Below are 24,374 nucleotides of genomic sequence, written 5' to 3'. Positions count from 1 at the left end.
TTAAAAAGGTTCTTTACCGGCCGTAGCCAATAAAACAGCTTGCGCTTGCAATAAATTACTCTCCGCAAGAGCCAGCTGAATTTCCAAGCCGCGTAATTGCGTTTGTGCTGTTAACAAATCATTGAACCCTTGGCCATTATTGGAATACTGAGTTAATCCGACCTTGTATGCGGCATCAGCCTGAGGTACTTGCCTATCCCTGAGAAAGTTTGCCGCAGTTCTGGCTTGCTCATAAGAAGCGTAAGCTGAGTTCACAGCCAACACGATCTGTTGACGATTAGAAATATCGCTTGCCTCAGCAGAAGCTTGATTGCGGATCGCTTGTTCCACCCCGTATTTCTCCTTGGTAAAAAAGTACAAAGGAATAATGAGGTCTAACTCCAACTGGTAAAACAAGGCACCATTATTGGCTGAAAATGGTCCGCGTGGGGTATAGGAAGAACCAATCACCTGGAAATCTGGCAAGTAGGCCTTCTTCGCCAAGGTCACCCCTTTGCGAGCGGCCTCCAATTGGAGGGCAGATCCTTTTAGACTTGGGTGACTAGATTCGGCGTAATCCTCTAACTCTATCAAGGTTGGCATTGCATTCATCGAACGGCGGACATCGCCTTTGAGAACAAGCTTTTCACGTGAGTGGCGCCCCACTAAAGTATTAATGTTGTTTAACGCTACTTGTAGCTGGCGCTCTAAATTAAATTGATCTGCTTCTGCAGAACTTTGAGCAACTTGAGCATTTAAATACTCAACATAAGCAGCAGCATTATTCGCATAGCGAGCCTTCGCAACATTCTTAATCATCTCCAAACGAATCACCGACTCTTTTAGCACTTGCAACTGCTTTTGTGCAGCAAGCGCGCTGTAATACAGCGTAGATAACTGTGCACCTAACTGCAAATAGGCTGCCTCAGATTGAGCCAGCAATGCCTCTGCATTGGTATCGGCAATATCAGCAGCTAAACTCTTTTTACCTGGAAACTGAAATGGCTGAGCAATCGAAATCGAGTTATTACTACTAATTCCACCGGGGTATTGCTGAGATGGTGCATTAGCACCACCTAATGCAAATGGGGAGTTAGCCGGCATACCGGACCACACTAGACCAACCTGTGGATTAGCTGGTGCTGCAATTTGAGGCACAGTTGCTTTCGCCGATAAATACGATTCACGCAATGCGCCAAGCTGGGGATTATTGAGTTTGAGCTCACTCCAAAGTTGGCGTAAATCCATTTCTGATGAGCCAGTTGATGCGTTGTTGACATAAATCTTTGGGGTATTTTGTTTGGTAACTGGTGCAAATAGTTCCGTAGCCTTTGAGGACTTATCTTTAGCACTCAGCTGAGCACTAATTGAGGGAGGCGCAGTTAAAGATGTATCACCTGTTTGCACGCTGACACTTGCCGGCGTGATGTCATTGGTAGCGGACTGCGCAAACACAGAGCAAGCAAAAGTCGCAACTACCAAGGAAGTGATGCAGTGAGCAGCATTGAATGCGCTAATTTTGCGTGTAAGGATTAACAAATGCGGCAGCCTCTAAATCAATAAAAATGCTGTTTTTATAGCTCCAGATGCAGATTTCGACCAAATTTAAACGCGATTCTGGAGGTTTTAAGGATTATAGGGGATAAAGGATAAAAGTCGAATTATTAAAATTCTCTATGTTATTGATTCTAAATATAATAATTATGGATCGAGTCTAAAAATTCTTAGAACTCGGCATGAATCCTAAAAGACACAACATTTACAGGACCGCGAGCAGCATTGTAGGCTGGGTTCATGATGTGCTGATAGTTGAGACCCAAGAGGACATTTTGAATCACCAAAGCGTTGTAGTACACCTCACTAATTTGTTCAGGCTTATAACTAATAGACTGACTTGGACCTGCGTAAGGATAAGGGGTGTCACCAATGAAATTGGAAATTCCTCCTGCTTGTAAATAGGCTCTTCGATTAGATGAAATGCCATTGAGCATCGCAGATAGGCCTATCGTATCTTTGGCCCTACCCCAGCGCTCACCATTAATCCCCATACCAACAGATAAAGAGCTGTCGGCCTCTGCAAAAGCCATAGTTTCTGTATGGCCATCGGATGTGAATGCCCGCATGTATATACCCATGTCCTTGGTCAAGGCTTGTTCAGCATTTAAACCAATACCGGTTTTGACTTGAGCGCTATTGCGAACATTGACAATAGCTTGAGTGCCCTGAGCATTATTCACCAACAAATAATTAGTAGCGTCAGTAAATCGTGCCATAACCATGCGATTACGGTAACCTAGGACACTGACCTTACCCGGTAAGCTGCCAATACTATGCTGACGCTCTACCTCAATCTGATCACCGTAAGAATTAAAAATTTGCCAGTTCAGATCGCGCCCGTTTGGGTCTTTTGGAGCTAGCATGCGTGAGGCTCTAAAGACCCAATTATCACGATACCACTCGCCCGCCAAGCCCCAGCTATAGCCGCGCGCATCGGCTGCGTAGTCATAAGATAGGTAAGTCATATTGCCCCAGTTCATAAATTGCACGCGGGGATCTTTAGCGTACCTACTGTCATCAAAAATATCTAATGTAGAAAACTGTCCTGCAGTAATCACAAATCGATTGCTGCTGACTGTTTGACCAATCTGGTTGGCATCATTTTCTAACTCGACCTTACCGCCCTCTTGGTTAATCGTTTGACGCAAGAATGCGCGAGCAGAATAAAAGTGGGCTTGTGCACCTTGTGCGCGAGTTGCCTCGCCATTGGTAGGACCACCTAAACCTGTCAATCCAGAAAAAGGCACCCCAGAAACTACTTCAGGATTGAAATAAATATCAGTATCAGAGGCGACACGTGCACCAAAAAATAGCGTCCCCGACCAGGTATAACTCATCGACTTATCGGGTAGCAAACTGTTTTGCCCCTGATAAGGGGAATTGAATGCGTTGTAGCGCTGATTAATATAGGTAGTTTGACCGTGTACGTTTACAGGCAACCCTAGGATCTCACCTTCTGTTGGCAATCCCTGAATTGCTTCTGCAAAACTCGCAATTTGGTCGGCGCCTGACCCTGCCCGCTGTGCGTACACAGAAGCAGTGACAAAACTTAACAAGAGAATGAGCAAAAGCTTGCGGGTCATTCACGATTTCTGATGAGGTTGCTGAACCTAGTGGTTATGGCAACAGATTGAAGGAAAAATCAGTGCACTCACGGCCTGGGATTGAAGCCCAAGGGCGGCGCAGCCCAAATTATCCCCAAAAAGAGGCAATTTACCTAGTCTTTATGTCCTAGAGATGACAGATCAGGGAAGAATCACTGATAGATTGGGCTCGCATTAGTCTTGGGTGTGCCCTGAAAACAACTCAAGGAGCAATCAGAAGAATTAACGGCGATCCATTAAGGCGCGAGCTAAGGTGCCAGCATCCACATACTCAAGCTCTCCTCCTACTGGGATGCCTCGTGCAATACGCGTAACTTTGATGCCTTTAGCTTTAAGTACCTCGCCAATGTAATGAGCAGTAGCCTCACCTTCACTCGTGAAATTCGTAGCCAGCACCACTTCCCGAATCGACACACCAGTATCAGGGGTCTCAATGCGATTGAGTAATCGATCAAAGCCGATTTCATTTGGACCCATGCCATCGAGTGGTGAGAGACGACCCATCAATACAAAGTAGTTACCTTTAAAACTGAGCGTCTGCTCCACCATCACTTGGTCAGCAGGCGTTTCTACTATGCAAAGCAAAGAAGGATCACGGCGACCATCGGAACAAGTACCGCAAACCTGAGTTTCTGAAAAAGTATTACAACGCGCGCAGTGCCCTACTGTTTCAACTGCCTCACCCAATGATTGAGCGAGTACTGCCGCACCATTACGGTCATGCTGCAATAAATAGAACGCCATGCGCTGCGCTGACTTGGGGCCTACCCCAGGCAGAACGCGTAATGCCTCGATCAATCGACCGAGTGCATCTTGAGGTGCTTCTATGCGCGCCATTAAATATTCAGGTTCGTATTTAACAAAATTGAATTAGAACGGTAACTTAAAGCCAGGGGGCATTGGCATGCCAGCAGTGGCGCCAGACATCATCTGGGCACTTGCCGCTTCCACCTGTTTGAATGCTTCTGTGTAAGCAGTCACGATGAGGTCTTCCAACATCTCACGATCATCCATGGCGCCTGGATCAATCTGCACACGCTTGAGTTCGTATTTGCCAGAGATGGTTACTTTTACCAAGCCACCGGCAGCTTGACCAGTCACTTCCAACGCAGCCAACTCGGCTTGCGCAGTCTTCATCTTCTCTTGCATCTGCTGAGCCTGTTTCATGAGGCCAGCAAGTCCACCTTTCATCATCGCTTTATTTCCTTAGTGGTATTACTTATGATTTATGAATATTGATATTGAATTAAAGAGGTTTCACAGAACCGCCAACTACCTTGGCACCAAACTCTTTTTCTAATTGCTGAATAAATGGATCGGCAGCAATCATTTGCTCCGCATTCATTCTTTTCTCTTGATGAATCTGGGCATCCACCTTAGCTACTGTCTTACCTTCCACTTCACCCTTTTCAATCACGATCTTGACGGGCTTGCCAAAGTGAGCGGTGAGCGCGTCAGCCAAGCGACCAACAGAAGCGTCAGAAGCGAGCTGCGGCATCGGTGTGAGGATAGTTGCACGCACCCCAGCAGGTGAATCATTCCAATCTTGCAACTCTGTCTGAAATGCTAACTGCTGCACCATCCCTTTAACGGGTAACTGACGCATCAAGGCATGCCAATCAGGACGCTCGGCAGGACTGGCCAGGGAAATTTGTGCAGCTGTAGCTGACGGTGTTGACGCTGGAGTGGCAGGCGCAGATGATCTAGCAGCAGGTGCTGGTGCAGACGCTTTAGGAGCGGCCGCTATAGGACGAGCAGTATTGACTGGTGGAGCCGAGGGTGATGATGGTGCTGGAGAAGAATTACCTCCTCCACCGCTGCCTGGACGAAACGCCAACATACGCAACAGCGTCATGGCAAAGCCAGTTTGCTCATCCGGTGCCAGCGATAAATCTGGACGGCTAGTAATCGTAATTTGATAGAAGAGTTGCGCTTCTTCTTTTGTGAGCAGGCCTGCCAAGCGACAAATCTCGCCTGCTTCTGGCCAATCTTCTAAAACGGATTCTGGAACGACTTGGGCTGCTGCAATTTTTTGCAACAGACTAGAGAGATCTTGCAACGCCAATGAGAAAGACATGCTGCGCTCACCCATTTCGTTTGCGACTGCAAGAAGGCTTGCACCATCTTTAGCAATCAAGCAATCTAAAATACGGATGAGATAAGCATCATCTAATGTGCCAAGCATGCCGCGTACGGATTCTTCGCTAACTCTGCCAGCCGCATAGGCAATGGCCTGATCGGTTAGCGACAAAGCATCACGCATTGAACCTTGAGCCGCCTTGGCGAGAACACGTAAGGCATTGACTTCGCACTCCACCTTCTCAGCAGCGAGCACTTTTTCTAAATGTTCAACAATGAGCGGTACTGGCATTTGCTTGAGGTTGAACTGCAAGCAACGAGACAGAATGGTAACTGGGATCTTTTGTGGATCGGTAGTAGCTAGAATAAATTTGACGTGCTCTGGCGGCTCTTCCAAGGTTTTAAGCATGGCATTGAAGGCATGATTGGTGAGCATATGCACCTCGTCAATCATGTAGACCTTGTAGCGCGCATTGCTGGGTGCGTAAGCTGCCTTTTCTAGGAGGGCAGCAATATCGTCAACGCCACGATTACTTGCAGCATCCATCTCTATATAGTCAACAAAGCGACCAGCATCGATTTCCATGCAAGCTGGGCATTTTCCGCAAGGCTCTGAAGTCATCTTGCCGGAACCATCAGACCCCGTGCAATTGAGGGCTTTAGCCATAATCCGGGCAATTGTGGTCTTACCTACTCCACGGGTACCCGTAAAGAGCCATGCGTGGTGCAGGCGACCCTGATCCAAAGCATGGGTTAAGGCCTTAACCACATGGTCTTGGCCGACTAATTCAGAGAAGGTTTTGGGGCGCCACGAACGGGCTAATGCCAATGCTGTCATGTCTTACATTCTAACAAGCTAAAATGGAATTGGATGGGCCTCCCCGCATGGTGGGTTGGATAACCTGGTCAGGTCGGGAACGAAGCAGCCAAACCCAATTTCTGCCAGTGCCGGGGGTTTGGCTCATCCACCCCCCAGGAATTCAGAAGATCTTCAGAATCCTGAAAAGTCCCCAAATTATCCAAATAATCAGCAAAACCAGAACAGTTCGCGCATCCAGAGAGATTCTGAATAACTGCAGCTGTTTATGGGAGCACTCAATAGATACGCGCAAAGCTGATCCCCTCCATGTAGAAAGATTCAGCGTAGAGGTTTTGGATGAAGATGAATAGGGAGTGCGGATGATTTAAGCGTCAGAAGAGAGCAATCTTGGCGCAGCATTGCCTTCACCAAGAATTGGGCCTCTATTTACATTGCATCAGTTATTTTTATTTTTTAAAGCCTCTTCTAGCTGATTGATTTTGTTTTGCATTGCGGTCATCTTTGCATTAAGCGCACCAACGTTTAGGAAAGTCTCATCAGCAACTGGCGCCTTGAGGTTATTGCCCCAACCCAACCATGAGGAGTCATACACTTTGACCTTCTTAAAGCCCAAAGACTTAAGCACTGTGGCAGTCTCAGAGGCCCGCACACCACTTTGGCAATAGACCACGGTTTCTTTATCAGGATCGAGATTGGCATACAGTTTTTTTAAATCTGTTTGATTTTTTAGCGCCATGCCAGAGTTATCAGTAACTTGTTTCTTGCCTAGCTTGATCGCAGTTGCTGGGTCCTGCCAATTGTCCTCGAACGGGATATTGGTAGCATTGGGAATGTGGCCACCCCGAATCGTACGCACATCCTTACCTGAGAACTCATCGGGCGTTCTGGCATCGATGAGTTGCACGGATTTCGACTGGGCGAGCTTGAGCATCTCCTCATTACTAACAACCAATTGAGGCTGCGGTACTAGCACTACCGATACTGGTGGCAAGGTTTGGCGCTCTTTTTGAATTGGCAGACCAGCTTGTTTCCAGCCATCAATACCATCATGGTAAATCTGCGCATCTTTTCCACCAAAATAATTAATGGTGTACAGACCAAAATAAGTATATGGATTGCCGCGTGCACCATAAACCACAACATCTTTATTCACATCTAAACCAGCAGCGTTAAAAATCTTCTGAATTTGTTCTGTAGGGATGTAGTCTTCTTTATTTGGGTCACGCAATACGTTACCGATCTCACCAATATTGATTGCACCTGGGATGTGGCCATCTAAGTAACTTTTTTCATCGCGTACATCCCAAATAATCGCACCGCGAGCAATTGCCTGCTGCATCTGATCTGTTTGAATAATGGCTGTTTTTTGCTGAGCAAATGCCATGGAAAAAATGGATGTCAATACGATTGCCAGTAGTGATTTCACAATACTTCCTTGGGTTAAATATGAGTGAATAAGTGATAAATTGATGATAAACCAACACCTACCCACAGGAGATCTCCATAGAAATCGAGCAATTGATATGGTTTTGGGTATGTGTCTTTTATTCAATATCAATTGAGCAACTTAATTCGAGGCACAATAGGACGATTCAATCCCAATAGACTCCTATGCCCCAAGCCATTATTTTTGATGTAGAAGCGACCGATAAAAACGATGCAGTGATTATTGAAGCGGCCTCACTCGATGTCACCTCCCTCAATCCATTTGAAGTGGGTAATCCTTGGGTGCAACGTTATAACCCAGGCAAGCCTATCAGCCTAGGCGCACTTGCCACTCATCACATTATGGATGAGGAATTGGTCAATTGCCCCGCAAGCAGCTCCTTTCGATTGCCGGCTGGAACTAAATATCTGATTGGCCACAATATTGATTTTGATTGGGTTGCGATTGGCAGCCCTGAGGTCAAGCGCATTTGCACTTTGGCACTTGCACGCAGTCTGTGGCCTGATTTAGATAGTTACACGCAAAGCGCTCTACTCTATTACTTTGAACGCCATACTGCTAGAGACCAACTACGCAATGCGCATAGCGCCTTAGCCGATGTGTGGATCTGCTCAAAAATTGTTGCTCAGATTATCGATAAGTTACACCCCGTTTCTTTGGATGCTTTATGGGAGATGTCTGAGAAAGCCAGAATTCCAAAGACCATGCCTTATGGCAAACATAAGGGTGAGCTCATTAGCCAAGTGCCATCTGACTACAAGCAATGGTTACTAGGCCAAGACAATGTTTCTGGTTACCTGCGCAAAGCTTTAGAAGCCAATTAATCAAGCCTAGTAACCCCCCATCTACCCGCCCATTTGACAGGCTAAATCTTCCTACATCAAATTCAGTAATTCCTGATGTAATATGTGTATCATTATTGGTACGCTATATGGATGAAGACCCCCATACTAGAAGTGCGTTTTTTAAAACAGAAACAAATAACGAGCCCGTTAGAAATTGGCTTCAATTTCAGACTGTCAAGGATAAAAAGCGAATAGGTGAAGATATTAAAACAGTTCAATTTGGCTGGCCTCTTGGAATGCCTCTTGGAGTGCCTCTTGTCAGACACATTGATGGCGAAATTTGGGAGATTCGGTGCAGACTTAGTGGTGGTATTTGCGAGAGTGCTTTTTGTACTAGAAAACAACATCATGATATTGATTCATGGATCTATCAAGAAACAGCAAAAGACACCCAAGCAAGATTTAGATTTAGCAAAAACTAGAGTAAAGCAGTTAAGGAGATCGGTATGAAGAAAAAGCATATTGGCAGCAATTTTGATGAATTCTTAAAAGAAGAATCCCTGCTCGAACACTCAACTGCCGTAGCAGTAAAACGTATCATAGCCTGGCAAATTGAGCGTGAAATGGAGAAACAACAAATCACCAAGACCTCTATGGCTAAGAAAATGCATACCAGTCGCGCAGCTTTAAATCGCCTGCTTGATGAAAGCGACACCAGCCTCACATTAATTACACTGGCCAGTGCAGCGACTGCCCTGGGAAAGAGAATTAAGCTTGAACTAAAGGCTGCCTAAAAAGAATAAGGGAATAAGGAATCCGTGATTTCCTTATTCCCCTTCCAGGCCTACTGCTTGTTCTTTACTGATATTTACGATTAAAGACTTGTTTTGTTGCGCTTTCATGACGCTTAGTATTTTTCAATACGGCGCAGTAAGACAAAACCATGATGGCTACGAGAGAAATTCCGTTGAAGTTGTTTAGTAAGTCCATTTGCTTCTCCTCTTTATGCGTTGTTACGTGTTATTGATTAAGTGCTTTTTTGTTGCTGAATTCTTTATCTAACTACCGGTAACTCATCCCACTTAGTCGTATAGTTCGGCGACCGATTGTTTGATCTCATCTGCCACTCTTCTTTAGTGCCGTTGGTTCCTGCGGCTGCAGATCTGATGAATGCATTGCCAAAGCGCGTATTGATCTCATCCACCGCTTTCATGAGGTGTGCTGATTTGCCTTTAGTTTCGATATCCTCAAACAAGGATTGCTGAGCTGTTGGCTTATCACTAATGAGATTCAGAATGACCCCGGCCTTCTTGTAGCGGAAGTTCGCTTGATAGATTTGCTTAAGACCTACCAAGGCTGCATTGGTTAATGTCAGCGTGTTATCTGTTGGGTCTGCCAATGGAATAGTGACGCTCTGGTGATGCTGTGGTTCGTTTTGCTTAAACGGATTGGTCTGAATAAATACGGTGAGCGCGCCCGCAGTACTGTTTTGAGTTCTGAGCTTTTCAGCTGCTCGGGCTACATGGGTAGCAACGGATTCCGCAAGCTCTACCTGACTAGTAACCAACTTTCCAAAACTGCGTGAAGCAATGATTTGTTGCTTGGCTGGCGCCACTTCCTCTAACTGCAGGCAGGATGTACCACGTAACTCATAACAGAGACGCTCCATCACTACGCCAAACTGTTGACGCATTGCTTGTGGTGAGGCTTGCAAAAGATCAAATACACTCTGAATGTTTTGAGCTTTGAGTTTCTTGGCGATTTGTTTACCTACACCCCACACCTCACCTACTTCGGTCTCGCTCATCCACTGGTAGAGCTCTTCATTAACCATCGCATTGACATCGCACACACCAACAAACTGCTTATGTTTTTTAGCTAAATGATTGGCGAGCTTTGCCAAGGTCTTACTAGCGCCAATGCCTACACAGACTGGTAAGCCGGTAGTGTCTTTAACTTGCTGTTTGATCTTTTGACCTAATTCAATCGTGTCTTGATACTGTTTTAAGATGGTCTCGATTTGCAAGAAGCTCTCGTCAATGCTGTAAACCTCTAGGTTTGGCGTGAATGCTCTGAGCACTTGCACCACACGACTACTCATGTCGCCATACAAGGTGTAGTTAGATGAGTAAGCCTGAACGCCATGCTGCTTGGCCAAGTCCTTCATCTGAAACCAGGGTGTTCCCATCTTGACGCCAAGCGCTTTGACTTCAGCACTACGTGCTACAGCGCAGCCATCATTATTGGATAGCACGACCATCGGCACCTCTTCTAACTTAGGCTGGAATACGCGCTCGCAAGAAACATAGAAATTATTTACATCTACGAGTGCGAAGAGTGGATTTGAAGTGTTTTGTGTATTCATCTCACTTGCCCTCTTTGTTGTATCTGGTGCTGGCATTGCTGTACTTACGTACCACCCCAACCACTACACCCCAGATTTGTAGCTCACTGCCTTCATTAAAGGTGATGGCTTGATAGTTTGGATTCTCTGGTTGGAGCTCAATACGACCACGCAACTGATAAAGGCGCTTGATGGTGTACTCGCTATCAACCACCGCGACTACGATGTCTTTATGTTTTGGCTTAAGGGCTTTATCAACAACGACCTTGTCGCCATCGCAAATCCCCGCGCCCAACATGGAGTCTCCCTTCACGGTGAACATGAAGGTGGCTGGCTTGTTTTGGACGAGGTAGTGGTTCAGATCGAGGCCGTCTTCAGCGTAATCTGCCGCTGGACTAGGGAACCCAGCTGAAATCCGATGGCTTAGGAGCTTGAGCTCATAGGTGGCAAAATGGCCTGCTAAGGCTTGTGGTACCTGGCTAAGGGTTACTTTTGCGGGGTTCATTACTTGCGTCATAGTCATTAATATACTGTATGTTTATACAGTATATGTAAAAACCGCAAAAATAAGGCTATTTTTGTTGTTTTGGGGCTATGGACTCACTCCCGCCCCCTCTTTTCCCCCTCTTTCTCTAGCCATAAACCCCGAGTGTCTCATGGTTGTATTGGGGCCAAGGAATTGCATAATGATCCTAGAAGTTACTGTGCAAGTAATCCAGTGGCTCATATAAAAAGAACAGTAGGAGACATATGAAGACGTATCAGATTGCGTCCGTCCCAGGCGACGGCATTGGCAAAGAAGTCATCCCAGAATGCGAGAAGGTATTGAATGCCTTAAGCAAAAAACATCCTGAAGTCGCTTTCCAATTCGAGCACTTTGATTGGGGTGGCGATTACTACCGCAAGCACGGCATCATGATGCCCGAGGACGGTCTCGAACCTTTGCGCTCTAAAGATGCGATTTTGTTCGGCTCAGCTGGCGACCCTAAGATTCCAGATCACATTACTTTGTGGGGCTTGCGTCTCAAAATTTGTCAGGGCTTTGATCAATACGCAAACGTACGCCCTACGCGCATTCTTCCTGGCATTGAAACGCCACTACGTAATTGCAAACCAGATCAGCTGGATTGGGTGATCGTGCGCGAGAACTCTGAAGGCGAATACTCTGGTGTAGGTGGCCGAGCACACCAGGGTCACCCCATCGAAGTAGCTTCAGATATGAGCATCATGACTCGCGTTGGAGTAGAACGCGTACAGCGCTTCGCCTTTAAGTTAGCGCAGTCACGCCCTCGCAAACACCTCACCGTCATCACTAAATCTAATGCGCAGCGCCATGGCATGGTGATGTGGGACGAGATCGCCACCATCGTTGCTAAAGATTTTCCGGATGTCACTTGGGACAAAGAGTTGGTTGATGCCGCTACTGCGCGCATGGTCAATCGCCCCGAATCTTTAGACACCATCGTTGCTACTAACTTACATGCAGACGTACTCAGTGATTTGGCAGCTGCATTAGCCGGTAGCCTAGGTATTGCACCAACTGCCAATCTGGATCCAGAGCGTCGCTATCCATCCATGTTTGAGCCGATTCATGGTTCTGCTTTTGACATTATGGGCAAAGGTCTTGCCAATCCAATTGGCACCTTCTGGTCAGCAGTGATGATGCTCGACTTCCTGGGTGAAAAAGCGCTCGGTGCAAAGTTAATGGCAGCCATTGAAAAAGTGACAGCCAATCCAAAGTTACATACTCGTGATTTAGGCGGCACGGCCATGATGAGTGATGTTACTAATGCAGTCATTGAGGAGATTTCTAAATGAAGCTATTTAAATTACTAAGTAGATTGCTGAGTATTGGCCTAGTCTCACTTGGCTTGCTATCTGGCGCGCATGCTCAACCTTTCCCCGATAGAACCATTCAGTACATCATCCCCTTCCCTGCTGCTGGCGAGTCTGATTTAGTAGCGCGCTATCAAGCCGACATCTCAGCTAAGAAATTCAAGCAGCCGATGGTGGTTATGAACCGCGCTGGTGCTGGTGGCGCATTGGTATGGAGCACTATGAATACCTATCCCGCTGACGGTACAACGGTAGTGGGCGTGAATATCCCCCACACTATCTTGCAGCCGCTACAGGAGGGGATTCAGTACAAGACCGAAGATATTAATGCGATCTACTACTACCACTTCACCCCTGATGCTTTGATGGTGTCTGCAGATAGTCCCTACAAGACCTATCAAGAATTTATTGCGGCCGCCAAAAAAGATCCTGGCAAGATGACGCTTGCTGGATCTGCACAGTTCTCAGCCAACCACATGGCAGTCGAGCGCCTCAATAAACTGGCTGGCGTCAAAATTACTTACGTTCCCTTTAAAGGTACGGGTGATTTGATTACCGCCTTGATTGGGATGCACGTTGATGGCGCGATGGGTTATCTACCTTTGGCTATTCAGCAAAAAGGTAAGGTGCGCACACTGGCAATCGCTACCGAGAAACGTAATCCCACTCTACCAGACGTGCCAACCTTTAAAGAACTGGGATTGAGCTGGGTAGACGGCGCCTATCGTGGCGTTGCCGTGCCCAAAGCAACCCCGCTGGTATTGCAGCAAAAGATGTCTGACTACTTCGCACAGCTCAATGCCGATCCCGAGACTAAAAAGAAATTGGAAGATGCTGGCTTTGTGATTGTGGATATTCCATTGGCAAAGATGCCGGCATTCATGAAAGAGAAAACGGCTCAAGCCATGGATGATGCCAAGAATGCAGGGATGATTAAGTAAGGCTTTAACTTTCTTAAATAAAAAACCACCGCATGTTCGGTGGTTTTTTATTGGATGCTTGCTTTCCGCTCTAGCAAAAAGCAAAAGCGAGAATTGCCGGATCGTCTAGAAAAGCATTGGATAGGTAAACACTGGCTCGGAAGAGCCAAGGGTTTACTGTCTCAACGATTTGTGAAAAATATTCCATGACTATATTGTAAGGACTATTTAGCCACCTAGGTAATCGGACTTACCAACCTCTACCCCGTTATGGCGCAGGATGTCATAAGCCGTAGTGATATGGAAATAAAAATTAGGGATGATCCAGGTCAGCAGATATTGCTCGCCAACAAACTCAAAGTTCCACTCTTTAATTGAGAACTTAATTTCTTTTGCTTCAGTGCCATCAACCTGCTCTGGCTTGAGACTATTGGCAAAAGCAATGGTTTTAGCGATACGGTCTTGTAGCTGGTCAAAAGTAGTTTCGTTATCTTCAAATTTCAGTGGCTCAACACCGGCCAGACGCGCCATGCCATTTTTCACTTGATCACAAGCAATTTGAACTTGCTTGGATAGTGGAAACATATCTGGGGCAAGACGGCCTTCCACCAATGCTTTGCTATCGAGACCCTTAGCACTCGCAAATGCTTCACCCTTTTTGAGGATATTCGAAAGATTGGTGAGCATCTTTGTGAGTTGCGGAATTGATGCTTGATACATTGAAATTGCCATAGTGCTCTCTCCACCTTCTTAGTTATTCTTACACGTCGCTCATAAAATCACCACCGCCATCATCCCAAGAGCTCGAACCACCATCATCCCAAGAGCTTGCATCATTGACGCCAAAGTTGGCAGCATCTGGTGCTTGACCGCCTACTTGGTTAAAGTCGTTATTGAGGTTTGGATTTGGGCGTTGATTACCGCCCATTAAATGACTTGCCAAAGCTTCACCAGCAACCATACCAGCACCGAGTGCTGCACCAGTCGCTAAGCTGCCCATTAAACCACCGCCCATGCCAGATGCTGGTGCGCCTGGGTAACTAGGCGGATAGGTGCCAGGCGCTCCTGGTACCCCTGGATATGGTCCATTTGCAGTCGGCGCGTTATAAACCTCCACTGGCTGCTGGCGCTTCCTCATAAAGAAGATTACGCCCGCAACCAAGATGGCAATCAAGATCCAAAAAACTGGGCTAGTAAAGATGGAGCTTGCACCCGCATTAGTATTAACGTTGCCTGGTGCTGTACCTGCACGTAATTGCGCTTGGAGCCTTTGTACAGAATCAGGTTGAGCAAATGGTAAACCTGGTGCCAGATTTTCTGCTTGTACAAAAGCGCTTCTTGCAGCATCTAACTTACCTTCTTTGAGGTAAAGCTCAGAAGCCATGTAATGTGCCTTGCCGCTATTAGGATGATTTTTCAAGACCTCTTGCATCATGGCATCCGCTTTTGCCAATTGCCCAGATTCAATTGCTTGATAGACCTCGGGCAAAGTAGCTTCTGCAAAAGCAAGATGACTCGTTAGTAATAGCGCGCTTGCGAATAGACCAACAAACAACTTGAGTAAATTACCCATTTTCATCATGACTCCTCGTGAAATGTTTTGCTGGGAATTTCATTATCGCCAGTTTAGACATTTTTGCTATTCATGATCTATATGGGGGCTTTTACGGGAAATTCAAGGGCATGACCACCCCCTTCACACCCCTTGCTACCCTCTTCTTTAGATTGAAATTCCCATAATTTTTGTAGTTATATTAATTCATTGATGTTATGATTTAACGTAACTACAATATTTCCGATGAAATTCACCTATGATTCGGTAAAAAATGACTCAAACCTTGTAAAACATGGCCTTCCGCTCTCAGATGCAAAGATACTTGATTGGGATACAGCCTTTAGCTGGATCGATGAAAGAAAGAATTGCGGTGAAGAAAGACGGATTGCTTTGGTGTTAATGAATGAACGCCTGTATTGCGTGATTTATGTAGAGTCAAAAATAGCGATGAGAATTATTAGTTTAAGAAAAGCAAATAACCGTGAGATGAAAATCTATGAAGAAGAAGCTAATTAGACTGAGTGCCGAAGAGGATGCCGCAATTACTAAGGCCGCCTTATCTGACCCCGATAACCCGTCTATCACGGAAGAAGAGTGGTATGCGATTAAACACAGAGTCGTTCGCGGCAGGGGAAGACCTGTGGGTAGCGGGATTAAAGAACAAGTTACCCTAAGGATTGATAAGGATGTTTTAGATTTTTATAAATCCAAAGGTGAAGGTTGGCAAACATTTATCAACCAAGTGCTTGGCGAAGTAAAAAGAGAATCTAAATCCATCTTGATGGTTGAAAAGAAGTTAAACAAGGGGACCTTGATCGCCAATAAATTCAAGGTAGCTGCTTAACACCCTACTTCACTTCTACCATCTCGCCTTTTGATGAAATCAAATAAGCCTTGTTTGGCTTGTCTTTTCTGATGCGCGTAAGTTCAGCTTGGTAGCCCTGTAATTGCTTGCGATACTTTTCATATTTCTCGCTACCCACTTCTGGGATAGTCAGCTTGTAATCGATGATGGCCAGATGGTCGGCAAGCTCCACCAAGCGATCCATGCGATAGCTCTTACCATCTTCACTAGCGATATCGAGCTCATTCCAAGCTTGTAGCCATTCACCCGATGTCAGGTAGCGCTTGAGCTCTGGAGCATCTAAGACTGTTTTGGTGCGAGAGAGTAATGTTTTCGCATGCTCTTGATCTACGCCCAACCAATTCATAAGCTCTTGCTCGCTTGGCATAGGCGGCTTTATTTCATTACTGGAATCTGGGGTGAGGAACTCGAGCAGCTTATGGAAGTTTGTGCCCTCTTCTAGGATTTCTGGATCGGGATTGCCTACTTTCTCATCTTCACCGGCAAATACTTCAACCGTCACACCGCTCTCGATGTCAGACAGCATTTGCGCATAACTTTCTTGCGCAGAGTCCCAGTCCAAGACAAAATCCTCAACTGCGTTTTCTTGCACAGGTTTGATGGCCTCAAACTCCCCCTTAGCCACTACTTGCTCACCTACCTGATACACAGACAACTCAGCTTTGCTCGCCTTGCCATACCAAGAAGCTTTATCCAAGCCACTGGGATTATTGGTGGTAGGCTTTTGGGCATCACCGCTAATCCATAGACCTTGACGTGCACGAGTCATAGCGACGTAAAGCAGGTTCCAGTTTTCTTTTTCACCGATTTGCTTCTCGGCCTCATTGATTTTGGCGCGGGGGGTAGTTAATGTTTTAGAAGTAAACAGGGATAAATGGGATGGACCCTCTTCTTGAGGTGCCCAATCAATTAAGACACCGCTGTAGTCGACATTAGTGTCAGTATTATTCGCATCAAGAATAATGACAAATGGCGATTCTAGTCCTTTAGCGCCATGAATTGTCATCAGGCGCACGCGCTTATGGCGATCCTCCTCTGACATCTCGCTCTCTTCATCTACTTCAACCAAGTTGTCATCACTAGCCGCATCGACATCACCTTCGTCGGGTGTTTCATCATCATCACTGCGGCGTTTAGTATTCATTTCCTGAATAAAACGGCTCAGGCTTGGATACTGGCCGCCATCTTGATTAAGGGCCACCTCCAAGAATGCATCCAAGTTGGCTAATATCTGTGGGCGATCGAGATCCTGACAGACTGCTGCATATTTGAGGCGTACATCACCCTCTTGATAAATACGATCAAGTAGGTCATGCACTGGTAAGCGCTCCCCTAAAAGCCGCCAATGCTGGAGATAACGCGCAGCACCTTGTATTTTTGCGTCTTTACTATCTTGTAGCCCATCCCACCAAGAACGATATTGACCAGAAGTCATCGCCACCGCTAGTTGCTGCATTTGTTTTTCTGTAAAACCAAATATAGGACTTCTGAGAACCTGGGCTAGCGGTAAATCGTGACGCGGCGTCACAAGTACAGTAAGCAAGGCAATCAGATCATCGACCTCAAGAGTGTTGAGCAAGCCGCCTAAGCGCGGGCTCTCATAGGCGAGCTTCACATCACGTAGCGCTCTTTCGTACTGAGGCAAATATTTACGACGTTTTACTAGCAATAGAAAATCGCTTGCTCTAGCCTCACGCCAAATTTCCTTAGCACCTTCTTTATCAGCGACCTTGCGTGTAGCAATAACTTCTTTAATCAGGCTCGCAACCAACTCACCCTCATGCTGACGCTGAATTACTCCAACTGTTTCACTTGAATCAGCAATCGCTCCATCAAATGCACTGCCCTCTCGCAACTCCTGGGTCTGCTCTGCATAGGCAATCAATGGCAGCAAGTAAATCTCACCTTGCCCAGCATAAGCGTCGGCAGGCTTACTCTCATCTGGGGTGGACCACAGTGTTTGCTGCTCTGAATACGGATAGTCAGGGGGTACTTGCTCACCCTGAAAGATTCTATTAACAGCGCTATTGATTTCGGGGGCGTTACGGCGCGTTTTATCCTGCTCAATGTAAGCAGCATCATGACGTTGATATAAAAACTGCGCTGCACTTACAAATAATCGAGGATCGGCACGGCGAAAGCGATAAATTGATTGCTTTGGATCGCCTACGATAAAGACTTTTGGCCGCTCATCACCTTCGCTATAGCCCGCTAACCAAGCTCGCAAAATTTGCCACTGTAATGGGTTGGTATCTTGGAACTCATCGACCAAAATTTGTTTGTACTTTGCATCAAGGCGCGATTGAAGGTAGGCTGCGTGCTCAGGCTCCCCCATCAATAAGCTAACACCAATCTCTAAATCATCAAAATCACGTACGCGCATATTCTCTTTTTGGGCATTAGCGTGCGCCATCATGGATTGATTCAAGGCAAACCAGGCTTCATTAATCGAAAAGACTTCCTGCTCTGCCTGCCAGAGGAGATATTCCTCAAAGGTGTGGCCCCAGTTTTGCTTGATAGCAATGTAATCACTTATGCGTTCTGCTTTACCTTCATTATTTAAGAAGGTTTCCAAAACATTCAAAATCGTATCGTTACCGCTGCGGTACTTCACAGGGCTTTTCGTCAAAAAGACATCTTGCAAACTCTTGGCAACATCCATCACGTTGCCGCCACCCTTTTTACAGGCTAGGGCCGGCATTAAATTAGGCAATAGCTTTTGATCATTGGTACTGCTATTTTTAAAGCAATACTCCAAAAACTCGAGGTCAGCTAATGCATTGGGCGCATTCCAAGTAGCCAGTAATGGGTTTGGCATATTGAGTTTATGCAGAGATTGCTTTAGGCGCTCTATTGGAGTGATACCCGCTTGATCGCATTGCTTCGCAAAGAAAGTCCATGCACCCCTTTGTTTAAAGAGGCTACCTTTACCCATTAAAAGTTTTTGCGTCTCGTGTGAACCTAAATAGCCCAATAAAACGTCGTAATGCGCTTTCAATTCTGGACTGAGACCACCCCACCAATCATCAAGACACTCCTCTTGCAGTCGCTTAGCATCTTCACGCAACTTAAACCCTGGTTGAATGCCCATTGATACTGGGGCTACGCCCAGCAACCTGCCAAACCAACCATGAAAGGTATCAATCACAATTGGTTGTGGGTTTGCCAGCACCTGCTCATAAAGTGCTTTAGCCTTGGGCAGATATTTTTCGGCCTGCTCTTTTTCTATACCCCGAGCGGTTAACTCTTTCATCAAAGAGACATCGTCACTTTTTGAAAATTGTTCAAGCAATCCATATAGGCGGTCACGCATTTCTTGTGCCGCTTTGCGTGTAAACGTGAGTGCGAGTATCTCTTGTGGCTTCACATCATCGAGCAACAGCCGCACCATCCGGGCCACCAATAACCAAGTCTTGCCACTGCCTGCGCAAGCCGACACAATGACCGAACGCTGTGGATCACAAGCAAGCCTCTCTGAATAGGGTTGCTTTTCTGGAAGCGTATTCATTCGATTGCTCACCAAATCCCCTTCCTGCAAATGCCTCTTGCTTCGCAGTATTGGCATACCCCTTCTGGAGCGAATGCTTGCATGGGCTTTTTAGCCCAAAGCTGCTCTACGTCTTCTGTAATTTGCTCGGAAAACTGTTGCATCATTTCCGGCATATCAACCACCTCTTGGCTGCGCAGTGCTTTTTGCTCACCCTTAGAAACATCCGCCTTCAAGGCCACCCATTCGGCTTGCTGCACCCGATGTCCAGTCAGCTTATGGCTTTCTTGACCTTCATTGGCGGCCCGTGCGTAGATCAATAGCTGTGGATCATCCAGAATATGCTCAGCCCTTACTTTGACTCTCTCAAAACGTTGATTTTTATAGTCAATCACTGAGGCAAGCTTGTTGTTATCTACATTGATGTCATAACGATCGGCATACCCCTCAATACGAATGATCTTAGGATTGCCATCCACATCCTTAAATGGCAAATCAAAGCCAACTTTGACTTCGCCATCGAAATATTGCCAACCTGCTAACTCACGTTGCAACTGCCAATCTACAAAACTAGGAATTTGTTTTTGCCAATCTCTTAACGCGCCCATCACTCTTGCATCACCCTCAATCAAAGAAGCAAACTCTTGCTCTGAATAAACACTTAAGACTTGTTCCATCCAAGCACGTCTTTGATCTAAATTGGATTTCAGCGCAGGATTAGTATGTTCTTGAGTTTTGAGTGCTTGATAGAAGCGCTTGAGCAATTTATGCAATGTCTGTCCGGCCAACGAGGCGTCAAAGCCTTCATCAAACTCTTTGTTCTTACGTAAGCCTAATAGACTGCGCACATAGTAACGATATGGGCAATCTCGCAGAGCCTTATAGGCGCTGGGACTCATTGACAGCGGCATTGGTAGATCTTCTTCAAAATGCGCAACCGCCATCTCCATGGGCCTCGGTTCAAAAGCACGTTTTTTCAATTGAGCTGGAATGGCTTCCCACTTAACTAGATTTTGCAAACGCTGTATCCATGCCGATGGTCTGAGCGGTTCTCCATTATTACTTTTGCTTTGCCAGAGCAAATCAACACTGGGACATGACACTAGCAATTGCGAAAGATCTCTAGCTTGCTGCACAAACTGCATCGCTATCGTTGAGGTCTTTAACAGCTGATTAAGCGCGTCTGAGAAAAATAATAGTGGCTCTGAATAAGCTGGCAACTGCTGCTCATCGCAACCCACAACAACCACTGCTTCAAAGTCACGCATACGTGTAGAGCTCAAAGGCAAAATGCTCAGTGTGGCTTTGGCTTCTTTACCAGCTTCTTGATAGCTTGCGCCTTCAATAACTGTTTTAAGCAAACTAAGCCACTCACTCAAACGAATAGAGGTTTGTTGGTATTGCGTCTTACTCAAATCAAATGTCTTGAGCACTTCCAGCAATTGCTTGCCGGCCGAGTCTTTTTCAAGACTCTGATCCATGCCAGTCGCTTGGAGATTGGCCTGCAGGTGAGCATACGCTTTACTGCAATCAAACTTGAGTGTTAACCACTCATGATGGCGCTCTCTGACAAACTGCAATAACTCAAATAATGCAGTACTGGGTAATGCGCTAGATGTTTTGGCTGCGTTCTCTTGCGCGCCCTCTATGGCTAGGTGAAAGGTTTTCCAACCAGACTCTGCCTTACTACCCACCAGGATATCTTCAAGCTCTGCAATGAGTCCGATGCAGACCTCTGCATCTCGATTCAAAATCTTTCCAAGATCTAAAAAAGGATTCTGCAAAAACTCAAGCAAGGCTTTTGCACTGGGCCCATCTTTTGGCGCTTTAATAAGTTCTAACCAACTATTAAGTGCAGCTGCAGCACGCGTAGTGGATAACTTCCAACCGGTTTCATCCCGAATGTTAAGTGCTGGGCCTAATCTTGAAAGCAGTGCACGCACCCTTCTAGCCACCAAGCGATCTTGTGCAACAAGTGCCAGCTGAGTTTTGCCATCAATCAGATGTTGCTCTATTGTTTTGGCAGCAGCCCACGCAAGCTCTTCAAAGCGTTTAGCTGCAATCAGGCTCCAACTCTTGCTATGGGCTTGCCTAACATTCCTGAGCGCCTCTGCCTGCGCATCACTAGTACCAATTGTCTCTGCCCATAAACCCACATCACCCCAGCTCATCCTGGCCTCTACCACAGGAGCATATTGGGCATACTCGGCCAGCAGAGCTCCGATGATCTCTTGATCGATGGGAGTCGGATCAGCAGTCTCTACCCATATCAGAGGTCTTGCGGGATTTGCATTCTTAGCAGCTTCGAGATGAGCTGCCATTGCAAACTGATTACGAAATGCTGGATCGCTCACACTCGCGGTGTAGCGCCAAAATGTGAGCAAGACCTTGGTCTCTTGATCAACGACCTTACGCGCCATTCCTGAGTAGACTTTAGCAACGGTACTATCGAGCAAATTCTGCGCCTGACTCAGACAGATCTCGCCGAGATTACTTTGCTCACTCCGATTATTTTGAATGAATTCATGAATCTGTTTTTGCAGTTGTGGACTCACTGCAGTTGATAAGGTGTCACATGCTTCAACGATTGCTTGCGCTAGACCCCATGCACCAGATTCTGTTTCGGCTTTAAACCATGACTGCAGATCTTTGTGTTTGCGCAAAGTGGCATAGACCCCCAACCACCTCTCTAAATCACTTTGCTTCTTTGGAAATTTCCATGCGCCTGGCGCAGCTTCCAGCCAATCTGTAAAGCTGATGACTTGAGGCAAGAATGCGATGTTGCTTGGAAGATCTTTGGGTCGGTTTAATTCAAGGGCTGCTCTTACCCCGATTAATGGTCCCGCAGTACTCAGAACCACTAGGGGGCGCTGATTGGTTTGCACTGCAGAATCCCAGATGCCTTTTGCCAATTGGGTAAGCGCTTGGCTATTGGGTGCAATTGCCCAAGCTTGTGGCTGCTTTTGCTCAGAAAGGGCTTGGAAAGGCTGGGGCATGAATGGAGTAATTTATCTATTTTGAGCAGAATGTTTCGCTTATTGCTAATATAAGCGTTGTAACGACATAATTAAATAACTCGCTAAATAAGTCTAAATAAGGAATTTTCATGAGTGCCGGCATTAAATATGTAACTGACGCCTCTTTCGAACAAGACGTCCTCAAGTCCGATAAACCTGTTCTGCTCGACTTCTGGGCTGAGTGGTGCGGTCCTTGCAAAATGATTGGTCCGATCCTGGAAGAGCTCGCTGGCGAGTATGGCGATAAGATACAGATCGCAAAAATGAACGTAGATGAGAACCAAGGCGTACCTGCCCAGTTCAATATTCGCGGCATTCCTACCCTAATCCTCTTCAAAAATGGCACCGTGGCTGCTCAAAAAGTAGGCGCTTTGGCCAAATCCCAGTTGACTGCATTTATTGATAGTCATCTGTAAATAGTCTCAGACCACAGGTTCACCAGCTGAGCCTGTGGCTTTTACCGCTTTAAACGCTTGTCACATGCATTTTTTGGTGTAGTATTACTCAAACGCACTAATCAGTGCTCCGATTTTCAGCAATTTACCTCCCCCTTCTTTTAGCAAATTCCCAAATTCTGTTTTTCCACTTCTGCGTGATCTAAATCAGCGCAGCGATACTCCAAAACAAATTCCCAAATTCAAATTCATCAACACCCGAGAACCACATGCAATTAACTGAACTCAAAGTCCTCCACGTATCCGCTCTGCTTGAAATGGCAGCTAGCTTGGAGATTGAAAACACACAACGGATGCGCAAACAAGAATTAATGTTTGCCATTCTGAAAAAACGTGCGAAGGCTGGCGAAACCGTTTTCGGTGACGGCACATTGGAAGTACTGCCCGACGGCTTTGGCTTCTTGCGCTCCCCTGAAGCCTCTTACATGGCTTCTCCTGATGATATTTATATCTCCCCTGCGCAGATTCGTCGCTTTAACTTGCACACTGGTGATAGCGTTGAAGGTGAAGTACGTACACCTAAAGATGGTGAGCGTTACTTTGCTTTGGTAAAGGTAGACAAGATCAACGGTTTGGCTCCAGAAGCCCTCAAGAACCGCATCATGTTCGAGAACTTAACCCCATTGCACCCAAATCGCGTGATCAGCTTAGAGCGTGATATCAAAGCCGAAGAGAACCTCACTGGCCGCATCATCGACATGATCTCCCCGATTGGTTACGGCCAACGTGGCTTGATTGTGGCCTCACCAAAATCCGGTAAGACTGTGATGATGCAGCACATTGCTCACGCGATTGCCGCCAATAATCCCGAAGCGATTTTGATTGTGTTGCTCGTTGATGAGCGTCCTGAAGAAGTTACTGAGATGCAACGCTCCGTTCGCGGTGAAGTCGTTGCCTCTACCTTTGATGAGCCGGCAGTGCGCCACGTTCAAGTTGCCGAGATGGTGATTGAAAAAGCCAAGCGCTTAGTTGAAATGGGTAAGGATGTGATCATCTTGCTTGATTCAATTACTCGTCTTGCACGCGCATACAACACTGTTGTTCCTTCATCAGGCAAAGTACTCTCTGGTGGTGTGGATGCCAATGCATTACAACGTCCAAAACGTTTCTTTGGTGCCGCCCGTAATATTGAAGAAGGTGGTTCATTAACCATCATCGCAACTGCTCTGATTGAAACTGGTAGCCGCATGGATGACCTCATCTATGAAGAGTTCAAAGGTACTGGCAATATGGAAGTTCACCTTGAGCGTCGTTTGGCTGAGCGTCGTGTTTACCCATCGATTAACCTCAATAAGTCTGGCACCCGCCGTGAGGAACTCTTGGTTAAAGCTGAGAACCTCCAGAAGATCTGGGTATTGCGTAAATTGCTGGCCGATATGGACGATATCGAGGCGATGAACTTCATCGTAGATAAGCTCAAATCAACCAAAAATAATGGTGAATTCTTCGACTTAATGCGTCGCGGAGGCTAATTTAGGGGTCTAGAGGGCTGTTTCAGCCCTTTTTGGACACCTAAACAGCGCTTTGTTGTTGATTTCATGGCATAATTTCGCCTTTACCGCTTTTAAAACCTGGGAAAGTATTTCAGCCAATTTGGCTCAAACGGCTCCCCGCTCATAGGACT

22 protein-coding genes and 1 other RNA gene are annotated in these 24,374 nt (G+C 46.3%); 10 read left to right on the top strand and 13 right to left on the bottom strand.

The window, feature by feature from the left end; genetic code table 11:
* From AOC28_RS01065 to dnaX, 5 genes are all read right to left on the bottom strand, one after another.
* On the bottom strand, positions 1-1,518 hold the full coding sequence (locus AOC28_RS01065) for a TolC family protein (RefSeq protein WP_072582159.1): 1,518 nt from the start codon (positions 1,516-1,518) through the stop codon (positions 1-3).
* A gap of 185 nt (positions 1,519-1,703) precedes the next feature.
* Positions 1,704-3,119 carry a carbohydrate porin gene (locus tag AOC28_RS01060; RefSeq protein WP_072582158.1) on the bottom strand — a complete coding sequence of 472 codons (1,416 nt, stop codon included), beginning with the start codon at positions 3,117-3,119 and terminating at the stop codon, positions 1,704-1,706.
* A 243-nt stretch (positions 3,120-3,362) separates the two neighbouring features.
* On the bottom strand, positions 3,363-3,977 hold the full coding sequence (recR, locus tag AOC28_RS01055; RefSeq protein ID WP_072582157.1) for a recombination mediator RecR: 615 nt from the start codon (positions 3,975-3,977) through the stop codon (positions 3,363-3,365).
* A 33-nt stretch (positions 3,978-4,010) separates the two neighbouring features.
* Entirely contained in the window at positions 4,011-4,334 is a 324-nt protein-coding gene (locus AOC28_RS01050; protein WP_072582156.1) for a YbaB/EbfC family nucleoid-associated protein, read from the bottom strand.
* Positions 4,335-4,386: 52 nt separating this feature from the next.
* Positions 4,387-6,057 carry a DNA polymerase III subunit gamma/tau gene (dnaX, locus tag AOC28_RS01045; protein WP_072582155.1) on the bottom strand — a complete coding sequence of 557 codons (1,671 nt, stop codon included), beginning with the start codon at positions 6,055-6,057 and terminating at the stop codon, positions 4,387-4,389.
* 32 nt (positions 6,058-6,089) lie between these two features.
* On the opposite strand from dnaX, the gene ffs reads away from it, so the two are divergent.
* An RNA gene (gene ffs, locus AOC28_RS01040) (signal recognition particle sRNA small type) lies at positions 6,090-6,188 on the top strand.
* Between the two features lie 287 nt (positions 6,189-6,475).
* On the opposite strand, the gene AOC28_RS01035 is transcribed toward ffs, so the two are convergent.
* Positions 6,476-7,465 carry a sulfurtransferase gene (locus tag AOC28_RS01035; RefSeq protein ID WP_143143852.1) on the bottom strand — a complete coding sequence of 330 codons (990 nt, stop codon included), beginning with the start codon at positions 7,463-7,465 and terminating at the stop codon, positions 6,476-6,478.
* A 185-nt stretch (positions 7,466-7,650) separates the two neighbouring features.
* On the opposite strand from AOC28_RS01035, the gene AOC28_RS01030 reads away from it, so the two are divergent.
* The 3 genes from AOC28_RS01030 (at position 7,651) to AOC28_RS01020 (ending at position 9,065) form a co-directional block, all read left to right on the top strand.
* A complete protein-coding gene (locus AOC28_RS01030) occupies positions 7,651-8,310 on the top strand; it encodes a 3'-5' exonuclease (protein ID WP_072582153.1) in 660 nt (219 codons plus the stop codon).
* A 291-nt stretch (positions 8,311-8,601) separates the two neighbouring features.
* On the top strand, positions 8,602-8,781 hold the full coding sequence (locus tag AOC28_RS11635; protein ID WP_348534713.1) for a type II toxin-antitoxin system RelE/ParE family toxin: 180 nt from the start codon (positions 8,602-8,604) through the stop codon (positions 8,779-8,781).
* The gene (locus tag AOC28_RS01020; RefSeq protein WP_072582152.1) at positions 8,778-9,065 is read left to right on the top strand and encodes an XRE family transcriptional regulator; all 288 of its coding nucleotides are present in this window, start codon (positions 8,778-8,780) and stop codon (positions 9,063-9,065) included. The genes AOC28_RS11635 and AOC28_RS01020 overlap by 4 nt, the downstream gene beginning before the upstream one ends.
* Positions 9,066-9,129: 64 nt before the next feature.
* Here the strand turns inward: AOC28_RS01020 and AOC28_RS11570 are convergent, their stop codons facing one another.
* From AOC28_RS11570 to umuD, 3 genes are all read right to left on the bottom strand, one after another.
* Positions 9,130-9,261, bottom strand: a complete 132-nt coding sequence (locus AOC28_RS11570) for a hypothetical protein (protein WP_255407106.1) — start codon at positions 9,259-9,261, stop codon at positions 9,130-9,132.
* Between the two features lie 64 nt (positions 9,262-9,325).
* Entirely contained in the window at positions 9,326-10,636 is a 1,311-nt protein-coding gene (locus AOC28_RS01015) for a Y-family DNA polymerase (protein ID WP_072582151.1), read from the bottom strand.
* Between the two features lies 1 nt (position 10,637).
* Positions 10,638-11,138: a translesion error-prone DNA polymerase V autoproteolytic subunit gene (gene umuD / locus AOC28_RS01010; protein WP_072582150.1), complete on the bottom strand. Its 501-nt coding sequence runs from the start codon at positions 11,136-11,138 to the stop codon at positions 10,638-10,640.
* 227 nt (positions 11,139-11,365) lie between these two features.
* Between umuD and AOC28_RS01005 the strand changes: the two genes are divergently transcribed.
* A complete protein-coding gene (locus AOC28_RS01005; protein ID WP_072582149.1) occupies positions 11,366-12,433 on the top strand; it encodes a tartrate dehydrogenase in 1,068 nt (355 codons plus the stop codon).
* Positions 12,430-13,392, top strand: a complete 963-nt coding sequence (locus tag AOC28_RS01000) for a tripartite tricarboxylate transporter substrate binding protein (protein WP_072582148.1) — start codon at positions 12,430-12,432, stop codon at positions 13,390-13,392. The genes AOC28_RS01005 and AOC28_RS01000 overlap by 4 nt, the downstream gene beginning before the upstream one ends.
* 207 nt (positions 13,393-13,599) lie before the next feature.
* On the opposite strand, the gene AOC28_RS00995 is transcribed toward AOC28_RS01000, so the two are convergent.
* Both AOC28_RS00995 and AOC28_RS00990 read right to left on the bottom strand, forming a co-directional pair.
* On the bottom strand, positions 13,600-14,103 hold the full coding sequence (locus AOC28_RS00995) for a DUF1993 domain-containing protein (RefSeq protein WP_072582147.1): 504 nt from the start codon (positions 14,101-14,103) through the stop codon (positions 13,600-13,602).
* 28 nt (positions 14,104-14,131) lie between these two features.
* Positions 14,132-14,944, bottom strand: a complete 813-nt coding sequence (locus AOC28_RS00990; RefSeq protein WP_237767705.1) for a tetratricopeptide repeat protein — start codon at positions 14,942-14,944, stop codon at positions 14,132-14,134.
* Positions 14,945-15,169: 225 nt separating this feature from the next.
* Between AOC28_RS00990 and AOC28_RS00985 the strand changes: the two genes are divergently transcribed.
* Both AOC28_RS00985 and AOC28_RS00980 read left to right on the top strand, forming a co-directional pair.
* Positions 15,170-15,442: a BrnT family toxin gene (locus AOC28_RS00985; protein WP_072582145.1), complete on the top strand. Its 273-nt coding sequence runs from the start codon at positions 15,170-15,172 to the stop codon at positions 15,440-15,442.
* The gene (locus tag AOC28_RS00980) at positions 15,423-15,770 is read left to right on the top strand and encodes a BrnA antitoxin family protein (protein ID WP_072582144.1); all 348 of its coding nucleotides are present in this window, start codon (positions 15,423-15,425) and stop codon (positions 15,768-15,770) included. Before AOC28_RS00985 ends, AOC28_RS00980 begins: the two co-directional genes overlap by 20 nt.
* Before the next feature lie 4 nt (positions 15,771-15,774).
* On the opposite strand, the gene AOC28_RS00975 is transcribed toward AOC28_RS00980, so the two are convergent.
* Positions 15,775-19,311, bottom strand: coding sequence for a UvrD-helicase domain-containing protein (locus AOC28_RS00975; RefSeq protein WP_237767704.1), 3,537 nt, complete (start codon positions 19,309-19,311; stop codon positions 15,775-15,777).
* Positions 19,308-22,274, bottom strand: a complete 2,967-nt coding sequence (locus AOC28_RS00970) for a PD-(D/E)XK nuclease family protein (protein WP_072582142.1) — start codon at positions 22,272-22,274, stop codon at positions 19,308-19,310. The genes AOC28_RS00975 and AOC28_RS00970 overlap by 4 nt, the downstream gene beginning before the upstream one ends.
* A 110-nt stretch (positions 22,275-22,384) precedes the next feature.
* On the opposite strand from AOC28_RS00970, the gene trxA reads away from it, so the two are divergent.
* A complete protein-coding gene (trxA, locus tag AOC28_RS00965) occupies positions 22,385-22,711 on the top strand; it encodes a thioredoxin TrxA (RefSeq protein ID WP_062309025.1) in 327 nt (108 codons plus the stop codon).
* 248 nt (positions 22,712-22,959) lie between these two features.
* Complete coding sequence (gene rho / locus AOC28_RS00960) at positions 22,960-24,222, top strand: transcription termination factor Rho (protein WP_011903147.1); 1,263 nt, start codon at positions 22,960-22,962, stop codon at positions 24,220-24,222.
* The last annotated feature ends 152 nt before the right edge of the window (positions 24,223-24,374 follow it).

It is taken from the genome of Polynucleobacter sp. MWH-Adler-W8, from assembly GCF_001889925.1.
In the GTDB taxonomy this organism is placed as follows: Bacteria; Pseudomonadota; Gammaproteobacteria; order Burkholderiales; family Burkholderiaceae; genus Polynucleobacter.
Note: the sequence above shows the minus strand (reverse complement) of the source record. Positions and strands in the feature narration are given on the sequence as shown.

What these genes read in the sequence shown, in the direction of transcription:
- AOC28_RS00970 (WP_072582142.1), bottom strand. Translation starts at nt 22,274, where the DNA reads ATGCCCCAGCCTTTCCAAGCCCTTTCTGAGCAAAAGCAGCCACAAGCT.
- AOC28_RS00990 (WP_237767705.1), bottom strand. Translation starts at nt 14,944, where the DNA reads ATGGGTAATTTACTCAAGTTGTTTGTTGGTCTATTCGCAAGCGCGCTA.
- AOC28_RS01060 (WP_072582158.1), bottom strand. Translation starts at nt 3,119, where the DNA reads ATGACCCGCAAGCTTTTGCTCATTCTCTTGTTAAGTTTTGTCACTGCT.
- AOC28_RS01020 (WP_072582152.1), top strand. Translation starts at nt 8,778, where the DNA reads ATGAAGAAAAAGCATATTGGCAGCAATTTTGATGAATTCTTAAAAGAA.
- umuD (WP_072582150.1), bottom strand. Translation starts at nt 11,138, where the DNA reads ATGACTATGACGCAAGTAATGAACCCCGCAAAAGTAACCCTTAGCCAG.
- recR (WP_072582157.1), bottom strand. Translation starts at nt 3,977, where the DNA reads ATGGCGCGCATAGAAGCACCTCAAGATGCACTCGGTCGATTGATCGAG.
- AOC28_RS01050 (WP_072582156.1), bottom strand. Translation starts at nt 4,334, where the DNA reads ATGATGAAAGGTGGACTTGCTGGCCTCATGAAACAGGCTCAGCAGATG.
- AOC28_RS01000 (WP_072582148.1), top strand. Translation starts at nt 12,430, where the DNA reads ATGAAGCTATTTAAATTACTAAGTAGATTGCTGAGTATTGGCCTAGTC.
- dnaX (WP_072582155.1), bottom strand. Translation starts at nt 6,057, where the DNA reads ATGACAGCATTGGCATTAGCCCGTTCGTGGCGCCCCAAAACCTTCTCT.
- rho (WP_011903147.1), top strand. Translation starts at nt 22,960, where the DNA reads ATGCAATTAACTGAACTCAAAGTCCTCCACGTATCCGCTCTGCTTGAA.
- AOC28_RS01030 (WP_072582153.1), top strand. Translation starts at nt 7,651, where the DNA reads ATGCCCCAAGCCATTATTTTTGATGTAGAAGCGACCGATAAAAACGAT.
- AOC28_RS11635 (WP_348534713.1), top strand. Translation starts at nt 8,602, where the DNA reads ATGGCGAAATTTGGGAGATTCGGTGCAGACTTAGTGGTGGTATTTGCG.
- AOC28_RS00980 (WP_072582144.1), top strand. Translation starts at nt 15,423, where the DNA reads ATGAAGAAGAAGCTAATTAGACTGAGTGCCGAAGAGGATGCCGCAATT.
- AOC28_RS01015 (WP_072582151.1), bottom strand. Translation starts at nt 10,636, where the DNA reads ATGAATACACAAAACACTTCAAATCCACTCTTCGCACTCGTAGATGTA.
- AOC28_RS01005 (WP_072582149.1), top strand. Translation starts at nt 11,366, where the DNA reads ATGAAGACGTATCAGATTGCGTCCGTCCCAGGCGACGGCATTGGCAAA.
- AOC28_RS00995 (WP_072582147.1), bottom strand. Translation starts at nt 14,103, where the DNA reads ATGGCAATTTCAATGTATCAAGCATCAATTCCGCAACTCACAAAGATG.
- trxA (WP_062309025.1), top strand. Translation starts at nt 22,385, where the DNA reads ATGAGTGCCGGCATTAAATATGTAACTGACGCCTCTTTCGAACAAGAC.
- AOC28_RS11570 (WP_255407106.1), bottom strand. Translation starts at nt 9,261, where the DNA reads ATGGACTTACTAAACAACTTCAACGGAATTTCTCTCGTAGCCATCATG.
- AOC28_RS00985 (WP_072582145.1), top strand. Translation starts at nt 15,170, where the DNA reads ATGAAATTCACCTATGATTCGGTAAAAAATGACTCAAACCTTGTAAAA.